The sequence below is a fragment of the Actinacidiphila oryziradicis genome (assembly GCF_005047355.1).
In the GTDB taxonomy this organism is placed as follows: domain Bacteria; phylum Actinomycetota; class Actinomycetes; order Streptomycetales; family Streptomycetaceae; genus Actinacidiphila; species Actinacidiphila oryziradicis.
Genome location: NZ_SUMC01000050.1, coordinates 45,750 through 60,253, shown reverse-complemented (window position 1 = coordinate 60,253; position 14,504 = coordinate 45,750). Strand labels below are relative to the sequence as shown.

General features: G+C 68.2%; 9 protein-coding genes and 3 pseudogenes. 7 read left to right on the top strand and 5 right to left on the bottom strand.

Annotated features, from left to right (window positions below):
* Positions 1-997: 997 nt before the first annotated feature.
* The 3 genes from FCI23_RS35480 to FCI23_RS35470 all read right to left on the bottom strand — a co-directional run bounded on the left by FCI23_RS35480 (position 998) and on the right by FCI23_RS35470 (position 3,756).
* The gene (locus FCI23_RS35480; protein WP_136728288.1) at positions 998-1,456 is read right to left on the bottom strand and encodes a MaoC family dehydratase; all 459 of its coding nucleotides are present in this window, start codon (positions 1,454-1,456) and stop codon (positions 998-1,000) included.
* Positions 1,457-1,525: 69 nt separating this feature from the next.
* Positions 1,526-2,749: an acetyl-CoA C-acetyltransferase gene (locus FCI23_RS35475; protein ID WP_136728285.1), complete on the bottom strand. Its 1,224-nt coding sequence runs from the start codon at positions 2,747-2,749 to the stop codon at positions 1,526-1,528.
* Positions 2,750-2,856: 107 nt separating this feature from the next.
* Positions 2,857-3,756 carry a LysR family transcriptional regulator gene (locus tag FCI23_RS35470; protein ID WP_136728284.1) on the bottom strand — a complete coding sequence of 300 codons (900 nt, stop codon included), beginning with the start codon at positions 3,754-3,756 and terminating at the stop codon, positions 2,857-2,859.
* 140 nt (positions 3,757-3,896) lie between these two features.
* Between FCI23_RS35470 and FCI23_RS35465 the strand changes: the two genes are divergently transcribed.
* The 7 genes and pseudogenes from FCI23_RS35465 (at position 3,897) to FCI23_RS35435 (ending at position 12,508) form a co-directional block, all read left to right on the top strand.
* The gene (locus FCI23_RS35465) at positions 3,897-4,877 is read left to right on the top strand and encodes a CoA transferase subunit A (RefSeq protein ID WP_136728283.1); all 981 of its coding nucleotides are present in this window, start codon (positions 3,897-3,899) and stop codon (positions 4,875-4,877) included.
* A gap of 70 nt (positions 4,878-4,947) precedes the next feature.
* Entirely contained in the window at positions 4,948-5,736 is a 789-nt protein-coding gene (locus FCI23_RS35460; protein ID WP_136728282.1) for a CoA-transferase subunit beta, read from the top strand.
* Between the two features lie 16 nt (positions 5,737-5,752).
* A complete protein-coding gene (locus FCI23_RS35455) occupies positions 5,753-7,291 on the top strand; it encodes a 3-hydroxyacyl-CoA dehydrogenase (RefSeq protein WP_136728281.1) in 1,539 nt (512 codons plus the stop codon).
* A 46-nt stretch (positions 7,292-7,337) separates the two neighbouring features.
* Positions 7,338-8,495, top strand: coding sequence for an acyl-CoA dehydrogenase family protein (locus tag FCI23_RS35450; RefSeq protein WP_136728280.1), 1,158 nt, complete (start codon positions 7,338-7,340; stop codon positions 8,493-8,495).
* A gap of 61 nt (positions 8,496-8,556) precedes the next feature.
* Positions 8,557-9,362 (top strand): annotated as a pseudogene (locus FCI23_RS35445) (electron transfer flavoprotein subunit beta/FixA family protein).
* Positions 9,363-9,406: 44 nt separating this feature from the next.
* Positions 9,407-10,373: pseudogene (locus FCI23_RS60540) on the top strand (electron transfer flavoprotein subunit alpha/FixB family protein).
* 75 nt (positions 10,374-10,448) lie between these two features.
* Positions 10,449-12,508: pseudogene (locus tag FCI23_RS35435) on the top strand ((Fe-S)-binding protein).
* An 85-nt stretch (positions 12,509-12,593) separates the two neighbouring features.
* Here FCI23_RS35435 and FCI23_RS35430 read toward each other — a convergent pair.
* Together FCI23_RS35430 and FCI23_RS35425 are read right to left on the bottom strand one after the other, a co-directional pair.
* Positions 12,594-13,367, bottom strand: a complete 774-nt coding sequence (locus FCI23_RS35430; RefSeq protein WP_136728279.1) for an SDR family NAD(P)-dependent oxidoreductase — start codon at positions 13,365-13,367, stop codon at positions 12,594-12,596.
* A 46-nt stretch (positions 13,368-13,413) separates the two neighbouring features.
* Entirely contained in the window at positions 13,414-14,460 is a 1,047-nt protein-coding gene (locus FCI23_RS35425) for a 2,3-butanediol dehydrogenase (protein WP_136728278.1), read from the bottom strand.
* Positions 14,461-14,504 lie beyond the last annotated feature (44 nt).

Sequence of the window (14,504 nt, the reverse complement as noted above, 5' to 3'; positions counted from 1 at the left end):
ACCAAGCGCGGGACGTCCAAGGGGGCAACCATGATCGCATCCTGCCGGGATCCCCACCGGGACGCACTCCCATTTCACCGCTGTGACCAAGGCATTCGGACAGTTCCGATACCCGACGTCACCATTACACCTCGTCCCCGCCTCCTGGGACCGCTGCCGCACCGCCATGCAGGCCGCCCTCCGCCCCGGGTCGCCCGCGACGTAGCCGGTCAGGGACGGCGCCGGGCTGGCCCAACCGAGCACCGGCGGGTTTGGCGGCCATGCGCACGCTGGATCGGGTTCCGAAACCGGCGATAGATGCAGGTCATACTAGAGCCGCTGACATTCCACTTTAACGTTTAGCGGCTGTGCGGTGTGGGCGTTACGGGCGATATCTTGACGCTGAAATACGCTCGTGACGCTCATTTGACGCTCGTCCTGATGGGTCGTCAGGCGCTTTGTGTTGCTGGTCAGGCGGTCTGTTGGCTACGCGGGTGTGGCAGGTTGCCGGGAATGTCGTGGCGCCAAGCGGTCTTGCTCAATCGCGCGGGTGGAGCGTCCAGCAGGTTCTTCGTCTGCTGGTGGTACGGGCTCGATACCCAGTTGACCAGCGGAAACGGAGGATTTCAAGGCCCGAGAAGCGGTATTGGCCCGCGTATGGTCCGGATCTTGGTAGAGGAGCTGGTTGACGCTGTCAGCTCCTCCACTCTGGCGACAGCACGATGAGTGATACGGGATTGCGGCGGGTCCAGTGGTGGCGGACGTGGTTGGGGTTGATGTAGTGCCACTGGTGGCCTTTGAGTTTGGCTAGCAGGTGGACCGTCACAGTGCCGACGACCGTGAGGTCATCGGTCAGGGCGTGCGCTCAGTGGTACGCCCCGGGGAGGTTCACCTGCGCAACCTGCGACACACCGGCTCTTTCCCCTGAACCGTCGGCTTCTGGATGTGGTGTGTGCCCTCTGTCCCGAGTGCGAGCTCGGCGCTCCTGTCCAAGGCGGTGCGGCGAGCGGCGTGCTTCCTACGGATAGAAGTGTGTGAGTGACTCCGCGACGCACGCCGGCTTCTCCGAAGCTTCCAGTTCGAAGGTGAACCGGCGGTGCATCTGTACGCCGCCACGGCTGACCTCGCGCACTTCCGAGACGGCGGCGTGCAGGCGCACCCTGCTGTCCACGGGTACGGGACTGGGGAAGCGGACCTTGTTGACTCCGTAGTTGAGCGCCATCCCCACTCCGGTGACCTGCAGCAGCTCGGCGAACATGGGGATTCCCCAGCTGAGGATCATGTACCCGTGAGCGATGGTCCCGCCGAACGGCCCCTTCGCGGCGCGGTCGACGTCCGTGTGGATCCACTGGTGGTCACCGGACACGTCGGCGAAGGCGTCGATGAGTGGTTGAGTGACCTCTCTCCATTCCGAGCGGCCGAGGTCACGGCCGGAGAGTGCGGAGATCTCGGGTATCCCGTTGACGAGCAGGGCCATGGTCACGGCTCTCTTCTGCGATGGCTGACGTGTGTCGGCGAGACGTCGGATGCCTTTGACGGGCGGGTGTCAGGGAGTTACGCGTTCGAAGACGGCCGCGAGTCCCTGGCCGCCGCCGATACACATCGTCACGAGCCCGTAGCGCGCCTGCCTGCGGGATATCTCCCGAGCCAGCGTGGTGACGATCCTTGCCCCCGTCGCTCCTACCGGGTGCCCCAATGAGATGCCGGAGCCGTTGACGTTGATGCGGTCATGGTCGGCGCTCTTGAGGCCGAGCTCCTGGGTGCAGGCCAGCACCTGGGCGGCGAAGGCCTCGTTGATCTCGATGAGGTCCATGTCGGACAGATCGAGGCCGGCCCTGGCCAGCGCGGACCGGGTGGCATCCACCGGTCCGAGTCCCATGAGTTCCGGCGCCACGCCGGCTCGTGCACAGGAGACGAGACGGACCAGAGGGGTGAGTCCCAGAGTTGCCGCCGTGGATGAGCTGGTCACCAGGCACGCGGCGGCGGCGTCGTTCTGGCCGCTGGCATTTCCGGCGGTCACCGTGGCCGTGGGGTCGGAGCCGAGCATGACGGGACGCAGGGCCGCCAGCTGCGCGGCGGTGGTCCCCGGGCGCGGGTGCTCGTCGGTCGCGACCGTGACCGTGCCCTTCCGGCCGGTCACCTCGACCGGCACGACTTCCGCCTCGAACCGACCGGTCTCCATCGCCTCGGCGGTGCGCCGCTGCGAGCGCAGGGCGAGCGCGTCCTGGTCCTCACGGGTGATGTCGTAACGACGACGCAGGTTCTCGGCCGTCTCGATCATGCCCCCGGGGATCGGGTGGTTCAAGCCTCCCGCGGTGGCCCGTCCGCGCGCCAGTGAGTCGTGCAGTTGGAGCGCGGGCGACTTGATGCCCCAGCGGCCCTCATGGGTGTAGAAGGGCGCGGCGCTCATGACGTCCACGCCGCCGGCGATCACCACGTCGCTGAACCCGGTGCTGATCTGCATGGCCGCGTCCAGAACGGCCTGGAGTCCGGAACCGCAGCGTCGGTCGACCTGGGTCCCTGTGACGGAGTGGGGCAGCCCCACGTCGAGTGCGGCGACCCGCCCGATCGCCGGGGCGTCGGACGTGGGGTAGGCGTGACCGAGGATCACCTCGTCCACCACGCTCGGATCGATGCCGGTGCGGTGCACGATCTCGGAAATGACCGTGGCGGCGAGTCCGGCCGGCCGCTGACCGGCGAGGGCACCGCCGAATCGGCCGATGGGGGTACGCAGCGGCTCGGTGATGACGACGTCGGGCAGCGCGGGCATGTCGAAGGCCTTCCCGGAGGGGTGGCGAGGTGGATACCTCGACCTTCGCATCACGGGACTGAGAACGTCCAATACCTAATCGACGGGATATTGATACGCAATACGTCTTAGCGGTGCGCGGGGGTGGGCAGGACGCGGTCAGCCACCGCCAGGACCGTCTGCAGCGTGGCCGAAGGATTGTCCTTGCGCCACGCCAGGGCTGCCTGCAGTCGGACAGGACTGCCGGCCAGCGGGCGGTACAACAGGCCCGTCTGCTGAACGTGCTGACAGGATGTCAGGGTCAGGGTCGCGCCGACGCCGGCGGCGACCAGGGCCAGAATCGTGTAGGAGTCCGGCGCTTCCTGGACGACCCGCGGGGTGAACCCCGCGTCCTCGCAGGTGCGGAAGGTGGCGTCGCGCAGCGAGGACCCGGCGTTGGCGGGGAAGCTGACAAAGGGCTCCTCCTTCAGTGCCCCGGCCGGGATCGTGTCGCGGTCCGCCAGTGGGTGGTCGAGGGGCAGAGCGCACACGAGTTCCTCCTCGCCGACGACCCGTGTCGCCACGCCGGGGTGCGTGACGGGAAGGCGTACGAAACCGAGGTCGAGCGAGCCGTCGGCGACGCGGGCCAGGGCGACGTTGGCGTAGGTCTGCCCTTCCAGGACCAGCTCGATACCGGGGTGTGCGGCGCGCAGGGCTCTCGTCAGCCCGGGGAGGGTTTCATGACTGGAGGCCCCGGCGAACCCGACGGTGACCCGGCCGTATTCGCCTCGGCCGGCCGCTTTGGCCGCTCGGCGAGCCTGGTCGAGGTCTTGCATCACGGTCCGTGCCGGTTCGAGGAAGGAACGGCCCGCGCTGGTGAGTCGTACCGATCGGGTGTTGCGTTCGAAGAGTTGGACGCCCAGTTCCTTCTCCAGCCGGCGAATTTGCTGGCTGAGCGGCGGTTGGGCCATCTGCAGCCGCTGGGCGGCACGACCGAAGTGCAGCTCCTCCGCCACGGCGATGAAGGCGATGAGATGGCGCAGTTCCATCGTCGGCTCCGCTTCCGGCGCTGGGCGCGCCACGTCTTATTAATTGATCGTCTCAGTGTGACGTTGATTTGGTATTGGACTGTACCTAATCACGGTGTCACGGTGAAGGCATCACTCCCGAGCCCGCCGGAGGAGCATCCATGGGACCGGCCGCCCCGAACAGCCCGCCCACCGACCGTCGCCGTCCCGCCACGGACAAGGTCACGACGATGCGCGAGGCCATTGCCACGCACGTCCACGACGGAGACACCGTCTGTCTCGAGGGATTCACCCACCTCATTCCGACCGCCGCGGGTCACGAGATCATCAGGCAGCGGCGAAAGGACCTCAAGGTCGTCCGGATGACCGCGGACATCGTGGTGGACCAGATGCTCGCCGCCGGCTGCGTCACCAAACTGGTCTCGTCCTTCGTCGGCAACTCCTCCGCCGGCTCCCTGGGCGAGCTGCGACGCAGGATCGAGAAGGGCGAGCCGGAACCACTGGACTTCGAGGAGTACAGCCACTACGGGATGGTGGGGCGCTACCTGGCGGGCGCGCAGCGGCTGCCCTTCTATCCACTGCGCTCGTACGGCGGCAGCGACCTGCCCTCCGTCAACCCGGCCATCCGCAAGGTGATGTCGCCGTACACGGCCGAAGGCGAGGAACCCGAAGCGCTCTACGTCGTACCCCCCGTCCATCCGGATGTGACGATCGTCCACGCGCAGCGCGCCGACCGGCTGGGCAACACCCAGGTCTGGGGATTGACCGGCGTGCAGGCGGAGGCCGTCTTCGCGGCGCGGCGATCCGTGGTCGTCGTGGAGGAGGTCGTGCCCGACGAGGTCGTGCGCTCGGACCCGAACCGCACCGTCATCCCGGCGCACGCCGTGGACGCGGTGGTCGTCTGCCCCTGGGGCGCGCACCCCTCGTTCGCACAGGGCTACTACGACCGGGACAACGACTTCTACCGGGCCTGGTCGGAGATCAGCAGCGACCCCGGGCACCTGCGGTCCTGGATCGACGAGTGGGTCCACGGCACTCGTGATCACGCCGAGTACGTGGCGAAACTAGGCACCGAACTCCGCTCCCGCCTGGCCGTCGGCGAGGCACTCAGCCTCCCGGTGAACTACGGACGCCGCCGATGAGCCCCGACCTGCCGAGGCCCCGTACGAGCACCTGTCCCGGCCCACGGGGCACACGAAGGAGGAACGCCGGATGACCGTCGTACCGGATCGGACCGTCACCGAGGACGTCACGTCCTCGGAACTGCTGTCCGTCATCGCCTCACGCGAACTCGTGGGCAGGCACACTGTCTTCGCCGGCATCGGCCTTCCCACCCTCGCGGCCTCCCTGGCCCACCTCACCGTGGCTCCGGGGCTGGAGATCGTGTACGAGTCCGGGGTGTGCGGCGCGCATCCCTCGCACCTGCCGGAAACGATCGCCGACTCGGTGCTGATCACCGACGCGGAAGCCGTCCTTTCCATCCCCGCCCTGTTCGGCTATGTGCTCCAGGGTGGACACATCGACGTCGGTTTCCTCGGTGCCGCGCAGATCGACCGGTGGGGGAACCTCAACTCCTCGGTCATCGGCGATTGGCACCGGCCGAAGGTACGTCTGCCCGGGTCGGGCGGCGCCATGGAGGTCATGGCCAACTCGCGTGAGGTGTTCGTCGTCATGCGACGGCACGAGCAGCGGTCCTTCCCCGCCGAACTCGACTTCTGCACCTCTCCGGGCCCGGACCGCGCGCGGGCCGACGGCATCCGGCCCCGGGGGGCCGGGGTGACCCGGGTGATCACGGACCTGGGCATCCTCGCCAGAGAGGGCGTCGGGGAAGAGCTGCGACTCGTGGCCGTGCACCCAGGGATCACCGTCGACCAGGTCCGGTCGGCCACCGGCTGGGACCTCGAGGTCGCCGACACCGTGGACACCGTCGAACCACCGACCGCGGCCGAACTCCGCCTGCTGCGCGAGGACGTCGACCCGCGTCGCGTCTACCTTCGCTGAAGAAACGAGGATTTCCGTGCGTATCAGGATCATCGGTGCCGGCGCCATGGGCCGCGGCATCGCCCAGTGGGCCGCGACCGCGGGCCACGACGTGGAGCTGTGCGACGCCCGTCCGGAAGCCGTGGACGACGCGCTCGCCTTCGTACGGGACATGCTCCGGCGGGCGGTGAAGAAGCAACGCCTGACCGACGACGAGGCGTCGGCCGCCGAACAGCGGATCGTGGCTGTGGACCCACCCGTCGCGCACGGCGAGAAGGTGGATCTCGTCATCGAGGCCGTCCGGGAGGATCTGAAGACCAAGACGGAGCTGTTCCGTCAACTCGAGTGCGGTATGCCCGCCGAGACCGTCTTCGCCACCAACACCTCCTCGTTGTCCGTCACCCGCATCGCGGCCGGCCTGGCCGACCCGTCGCGCCTGGTGGGACTGCACTTCTTCAACCCGGTGCCGTTGATGAGGATCGTGGAGGTCGTGCCGGGAGCGCGGACCCGCCCGGACATCGCGCCGCGCCTGGTCGACCTGGTCAGGGCCACCGGACACAACGCCGTGACCGTGGCGGACACTCCGGGCTTCCTCGTCAACCACGCCGGCCGCGGACTCGTCACCGAGGCGCTTGCCCTGTTGGAGGAGTCGGTTTCCGACGCGGTGGGCATCGACCGGATCGCCCGCGACGTACTCGGCCTGCGCATGGGGCCGTTCGAGCTGATGGACCTCACGGGCCTGGACGTCACCTCATCCGTCATCGACTCCATCTGGCGGGGTTTCCGGCATTCCGACCGGCTCCGCCCCTCCTATCTCACACCCAACCGGGTGGTCGCCGGACTGCACGGACGCAAGACCGGGCGCGGCTTCCACACCTACACCGACGGCAAACCCGAGACCGTCCCCGAGCCGCCGGTCGCGGGCGACGCCCGGAGCCCCGTCCGGGTCCTCGGTACGGGACCGGACGCCGACAGCCTGCGCCGGACCCTCGCCGAGGAAGGGGCCGACGTCCGGACGGACCCCGGACGGATGCCGTCCGACACACTGGTGCTCGTGCCGACCTGGGGCACGACCGTCGCCGACGCCGTGGAACGCGAAGGGCTGTCCGCCCGCCACACGTTCGGCGTCGACCCCCTGTCCCTCGGCACGGGCCGTCGCGTCCTGGCCGTCACCCCGGGAGCCGACCCGCAGGCGACTCGGAACGCCCGCGCCGTCCTCGCCGGGTACGGCCATGACGGCGGCGGTCCGTACAGCGTGTCGGTGATCCGCGACACCGCCGGCTCGGTGGCCCAGCGGCTCCTGGCTTCCATCACCTCCGTGGCCGCCTCCATCGCCGAACGGCACATCGCCACCCCGGAGGCCATCGACACGGCCGTCGTGGCGGGCCTCGGTTACCCCGTGGGGCCCCTGGAGTGGGGGGACCGCATCGGTCCGCGACACCTGCTGACGTTGCATCAGCGGCTCCTCGCGGTCACTGGTGACGCCCGGTACCGGCCCACCCGGTGGCTCACCGAGCGCGCCCAACTGGGACTGCCGCTCACCCAGCCCGCCGTCCCCTTCGACGACCTCGCCTGACGCCCCGCCTCTGCCTTTGCCCCTGCCCGACCAAGGAGAACCAGCGATGGACACCCGGAACTTCGGCCTCACCGAGACGCAACGCGACATCAAAGCCATGGCCGCCGAATTCGTCGACACGGAGATCGCTCCGCACGCCCGCGACTGGGATCGCGCCGAACAGGTCGACCCCGTAGTCGTGAAACGGCTCGGCGAACTCGGCTTCCTGGGACTGACGATCCCCGAAGAGTACGGCGGCGTGGACGCTGACATGCTGTCGTACACGCTGGTGACCGAGGAACTCGGGCGCGGCGACTCCTCGGTCCGCGGGATCGTATCGGTCTCACTGGGTCTGGTCACCAAGACCATCGCCGCCCACGGCACCGAGGAGCAGAAGCAGCAATGGCTGCCGCGACTGGTCAGTGGCGAAGCCCTCGGCTGCTTCGCCCTGACGGAGCCCGGGACCGGCTCGGACGCGGGGGCCCTGGCCACGCGCGCCGTACGCTCCGACGGCGACTGGGTGATCAACGGCAGCAAGATGTTCATCACGAACGGCACCTGGGCCAAGGTCGCCCTGACGTTCGCCCGCACCGACGAGGGCGTCACGGCCTTCCTGGTGCCGACCGACACCCCTGGCTTCTCGGCCGCGGAGATCCACGGCAAACTCGGCCTGCGGGGACAGGCGACCGCCGAACTCACCTACGACTCCGTACGGGTACCGGACTCCGCGCGGTTGGGCCAGGCGGGGAAGGGCATGGGCATCGCTCTGGGCGCCCTGTCACGCGGACGTATCTCCGTGGCAGCCGGCGCCGTCGGCGTGGCCCAGGCATCACTGGACGCGGCAGTGCGCTACTCCACCGAACGTACCCAGTTCGGCAAGCCGATCGCTTCCTTCCAACTGGTGCAGGAACTGCTCGCCGACTCCGCGGTCGATGTGCGGGCCTCTCGGCTCCTGACCCACCAGGTCGCCCGCATGGCGGACGCCGGAGCCGGTCCCAAGGAGTACGCGATGGACGCCTCGATCGCGAAGTACCACGCGAGCGAGACCGCCGTCCGCGTGAGCAACAACTGCTTGCAGGTCTTCGGCGGTTACGGATTCATCGACGAGTACCCGGTCGGCAAGTATGTCCGTGACGCCCGGGTGCTCACGCTCTACGAAGGCACCAGCCAGGTCCAGAAGCTCATCATCGGCCGTGCCCTGACCGGCGTCGACGCCATGGCCTGACTCCGCGATGCGGCTGGGCCGCTCTCTCGGAGACCGTAACCCGCGATCAAGGAAACGCATCATGAGCTTGAGAATCGTCGTCTGCGTGAAGTATGTCCCCGACGCCGGAGGCGAACGCGGCTTCACGACAGACCTCACCACCGACCGGGAGTCCACGGACGGTCTCCTGTCGGAGTTGGACGAGTACGGCGTGGAGCAGGCCCTGCGCATCGTCGAGGCGTCGGAGGACGACGTCGAGGTCACCGTCCTGACGGCGGGCCCTGGGGAGGCGAAAGACGCCCTGCGCAAGGCGCTGGCCATGGGTGCTGACAAGGCCGTGCACGTGAGCGACGAGGACATCCGGGGTTCGGACGTACTAGGCACCTCGCTCGTGCTGGCCAAAGCCCTGGAACGTGTCGGCTACGACCTGGTGTTGTGCGGCATGGCCTCGACCGACGGCGCGATGGGGGTCCTCCCGGCGCTGCTCGCCGAGCGGCTGCACGTTCCCCAGATGACGCTCCTTTCAGAAGTCGCGCTGGAGAACGGTGTGCTGAGCGGCCGCCGCGATGGTGACGCAGCGTCCGAGCAACTCGAAGCCCGCCTGCCGGCGTGGTGTCGGTGACGGACCAGTCCGGTGAGGCCCGTTATCCGTCCTTCAAGGGCATCATGGCCGCCAAGAAGAAGCCCGTGGAGACGCTCGGCCTGCATGACCTGGGTCTCGAGCCCGACCAGATCGGCACGGCTGGTGCGTGCAGCACGGTCCTGGACATCGCGGCGCGACCGCCGCGCGCCGCCGGCACCGTCGTGAACGACGAGGGAGAGGGCGGCCTGCACCTCACGGCCTTCCTCGCCAACGCCCCATTCGTCTGCCCGCATGCGAGTTGTTGAACCACCTCTCAATGCAGAAACCCCAGCCCCTGGAGATATGAGCAATGGGTGACATCCTCGTCCTGGTCGACACGGCGGAAGGGCAGATCCGCAGACCGACGCTGGAAATCCTGACTCTGGCCCGCCGTCTGGGCGCCCCGCCGCCCTGGTCCTGGGCGCCGGGGACGCCGCTCCGGCCATCGCGGCCCGGGCCGGCGAGTACGGCGCCGCCAAGGTCTACGTGGCCGACGGTCAGGAGTTCACGGATCATCTGGTGGTGCCCGAGGTCGACGCCCTGGTCCAGATCGCCAAGGACTACGAAGCGCAGGCTGTCCTCGTGACCGCCTCGGCCGAGAACAAGGAGATCGCTGCGCGTACCGCTCTGCGGCTGGGATCCGGCCTCATCACCGACGCGATCGACCTGGAAGCCGGAGATCTCGGGCCGGTGGCCACGCAGTCCGCTTCGCAGGAGCCTATGCGGTCAAGTCCACGGTGCGACGGGGGATTCCTGTCATTGCGGTCAAGGCGAACTCGACAGTGCCCGAGGCTGAACCGGCCACCGGCACCGTGTTCCCGGTCACCGTGCAGTTCTCGCCCGGTGTCATGGGAACCAAGGTCGTCGCGCGCAACGAACGTGTGGTCACCGGCCGGCCCGATCCCACCGAGGCGGCCGTTGTCGTCTCCGGCGGACGTGGCCTGGGGTCGGCCGACGGCTTCCGGGTAATCGAGGAACTCGCCGATGCGATGGGCGGCGCCGTGGGCGCTTCCCGCGCCGCGGTCGACGCGGGCTGGTACCCGCACAGCAACCAGATCGGACAGACCGGCAAGCAGGTCAGCCCGCAGTTGTACGTCGCGGCCGGTATCTCCGGTGCCATCCAGCACCGCGCGGGCATGCAGACGTCGAAAACCATCGTCGCCGTCAACAAGGACGCCGAAGCGCCGATCTTCGATCTGGCCGACTACGGCGTCGTCGGTGACCTGTTCGACGTGCTGCCGCGACTCACCGCCGAGATCCGGGCCCGCCAGGGCTGACACCACTACCGCGTCGCGCCGAGGGGCCACCTGCCGGGATGGGATGACGCCCCTCGATGAGACGGAGAGGTTTTTATGCAACTCGCCGCGATCATCGTGTCGCTGGTCCTGACCGTGGTCGGCGTCGCGCTCATCGCACGCGCCATCGGCCAGTTCGTCCGGTACTTCAAGCTCGGCCAGCCGGTGCCCGCCGGCCTCCGCACCGACAACCCGTACCAGCGCAGCGTGACGCTGGTGAAGGAGTTCCTCGGTCACAGAGAACCGGTGGGGCATCGTCGGTTTCGCCCACTGGTTCGTGGCCGTCGGCTTCCTGACGCTGCCGCCGACCCTGCTGCAGGCTTTCGGCCAGCTCTTCCAGGCCGACTGGGTGCTGCCGGTCATCGGCGAGTTCCTGCCGTTCGAGATGTACATCGAGTTCATCGGCGTGATGACCGTCCTGGGCATCGCCGTGCTCATGGTGATCCGGCTGCTGAGCCAGCCCTCGCGGGCCGGCCGCAAGTCCCGCTTCGCGGGCTCCAAGTCGGGTCAGGCGTACTTCGTCGAGTACGTCATCCTCACCATCGGCCTCGCCATCTACGTGCTGCGCGGCCTGGAGGGCGCACTGCACCACGTGGAGCACTACGAGGCCGGCTACTTCGCCTCGTACCCGCTGGTCCTGGCCTTTCAAGGGCCTCGGCCTCGGCACGCTGCAGAACCTGGTCTACCTGGTCGCGACGATCAAGATCGGCACCTCGTTCGTGTGGATGATCGTGGTCTCGCTCAACACCAACATGGGTGTGGCCTGGCACCGCTTCCTCGCGTTCCCGAACATCTGGTTCAAGCGCAACGCCGACGGTTCCACCGCGCTCGGCGCGCTGCAGCCGATGACGAGCGGCGGGAAGCCGATCGACTTCACCGACCCGGGCGACGACGACGTCTTCGGCGTCTCCCAGGTCGAGCAGTTCTCCTGGAAGGGCCTGCTCGACTTCTCCACCTGCACCGAGTGCGGGCGCTGCCAGTCGCAGTGTCCCGCCTGGAACACCGGCAAGCCGCTCTCCCCGAAGCTGCTGATCATGTCGCTGCGCGACCACGCGCACGCCAAGTCCCCCTACCTGCTGGCGGGCGGCGGCAGGACATGGAGGGCGAGGAGAAGGCGAGCGCCGAGCAGCTGGGGGACGTGCCGGCCGCCGCCCTCGCGGAGGCCGAGCGGCCGCTGATCGGGACGCTGGAGGAGAACGGGGTCATCGACCCCGACGTCCTGTGGTCCTGCACCACCTGCGGCGCCTGTGTCGAGCAGTGCCCGGTCGACATCGAGCACGTCGACCACATCGTCGACATGCGCTGCTACCAGGTGATGATCGAGTCCGCGTTCCCGTCCGAGGCGGGCACGATGCTCAAGAACCCGGAGAAGAAGGGCAACCCCTGGGGGCTGGCCAAGAAGCAGCGGCTGGAGTGGACCAAGGAGGTCGACTTCGAGATCCCGGTCGTCGGACGGGACATCGAAAACCTCACCGAGGTCGAGTACCTGTACTGGGTCGGCTGCGCGGGCGCCCTGGAGGACCGGGCCAAGAAGACCACCAAGGCCTTCGCCGAGCTGCTGCACATGGCGGGTGTCACGTTCGCGATCATGGGCGGCGACGAGAAGTGCACCGGTGACTCCGCCCGGCGCCTCGGCAACGAGCCCCTGTTCCAGGAGCTCGGCATGGAGAATGTCATGTCCCTCAACGCCGCCTTCGGCGAGGAGGTGGACGACGACGGCAAGGTCACCGCGGAGTCGAGGAAGCCGAAGGCCGCGAAGAAGATCGTCGCGACCTGCCCGCACTGCCTCAACACCCTCGGCAACGAATATCCGCAGCTCGGCGGCGACTACGAGGTCATCCAGGCGCGGCTTCTGCTGCGGCGCCGGCGGTGTGCGGATGTGGATGGAGGAGCGGATCGGCAAGCGCATCAACAACGAGCGCGTCGACGAGGCCCTGTCCCTCAACCCGGACATCGTCTCCACCGCCTGCCCGTTCTGCCTCGTCATGCTGACCGACTCGGTCAACGGCAAGAAGACCGCAGCCGAAAGTGGCTCCGCCACGGGCGTCAAGGCCAAGGAGTCCGTCCAGGTCGTGGACGTGGCCCAGCTGCTCCTCGACTCGGTCAAGAGCGGGTGACGAGCACGCACGGCGAATACGACCGAGGGACCATACCGACTGCGGTACGGTCCCTCGGCTGCTCGTCCAACGACTCCGACCCGGTTCAGACGAACAGCATGCCGCCGTCGATCAGTGCCGACTGGCCCGTCATGTAGTCGGAGTCGGGTCCGGCGAGGAAGGACACGAAGGCAGCGACGTCCTGTCCGGTGGAGACCCGGCCGAGGGCGATCCCGGCGGCCATGGCCTTCATCGACTCGCCCTCGCCGACCTTGTTGATGGCGCCGAGGTCGCGGTCGACCTCCACCCACATGTGGGTGTCGACGATGCCGGGGCAGTAGGCGTTAACGGTGATTCCGTGCTCGGCCCACTCCTGCGCGGCGGCCTGGGTCAGGGCACGAACCCCGAACTTGGACGAACTGTAGACCCCCAGCAGTGGGAAGCCCTTGTGACCGGCTATCGAAGAGGCGCCGATGATCTTGCCTCCGCCGCCCTGGGCGATCATCTGACGCGCGGCCTCCGTGTAGCAGAGGAAGACACCGCGGCCGTTGACGGCGTGTACCCGGTCGTACTCCTGCGGTGTCACGTCCAGCAGGGCCTTGGTCTGCGCAACGCCGGCGTTGGCCACCATGACGTCCAGCGAGCCGAGTTGCTGCGCCGTACCGGTGACCAGTCGGCGAACGGATTCCTGGTCCGTGACATCACCGGTCAGGGCGACGGCCCGAACGCCGTGCGCTTCCGCGGCGCCGCGCGTGGACTCCAGTTCCTCGCTCATCGCGGCAAGGTCGGACACCGCGATGTCATGCCCGTCTTCGGCCAACCGCAGGGCAATGGCACGGCCGATGCCTCGGGCGGCACCGGTGATGTGGGCGACTGTCATGTCCTGGGTTCTCCTGTTTCCGCAGATGGGGTGACGGTCTCGCGGATCAACGCGTGGGATCGACGAGGACCTTCATCCGACGGCCTTGTCGCAAGGCCTCGAAACCCTCGTCGAGGACAGCGGTCAGCGGCACGGTGTCCACCCAGCCGGTGGTGTCGTAGTGCCCTTCGGCCATGAGCCGGATGACCGCCTGGTAGTCCTCGTGGGTGTAGCAGATGGTCCCCTGGATGCGGCGCTCCCTGAGGACCAGCTGGATGAGCGGGGTTGGGATCGGCTTGTCGTAGATCGCGACGCTCACCAAGGGGCGGCGCTCACCCAGGCACTGCAGAGCCGATTCGACCGCGGGTGCGACGCCGGCCGCGTCGAATGCGGCGTCGACACCCACTCCGTTCATGCGCTCGGCGATCAGGGCGGGCACGTCCTGCGCCGTGGGATCGAGGGTCCGGGCACCGAGCGCCTCGATCGATGCCCGCCGGGTCTCCGACGGCTCGATCACGTCGATCTCGGTCAGCCCCATGCCGCGCAGCGCGAACCAGAGGCCGATGCCGATCGGACCGGCCCCGTAGACGAGAGCGGTGCTGTCGCCGTTGACCTCCCCCATGACGGCGGCGTGATGGGCGACGGCCAGGGGCTCCACCAGCGCACCCAGTTCGAGCGGAATCCGGTCGGGCAACCTGTGCACCTGGTTCTCCGGCACGACGGTGTACTCGGCCATGCCGCCGTCCGCCATGAGGCCGTGAAAGCCGATGACGGCGCACACGTTGTAGTGGCCCGCTTTGCACGCACGACAGGTTCCACAGCGGTAGATCGGTTCGATGACGACGTGGTCGCCCTCGCGTACGTCCGTCACGCCCTTGCCGGTTTCCGTGACGACACCCGAGAACTCGTGTCCCAGGACTACCGGCATGCTCCTGCCGGTGAGGGGATGAGGGTCTTCGGGGACGAAGATGGGACCGTCGTAGTACTCGTGTAGATCGGTACCGCAGATGCCGTTGCGGCTGACCCGCACCTTCACCTGTCCCGCGTCGGGGGACGGTTCCGGCACGTCCTCGATGCTGAGCTTCCTGCTTCCGTGGTAGACGGCAGCGCGCACGGTTCCTCCTGATGTCGAGCGGCTCGGGCCGAATGTCCGGGCGT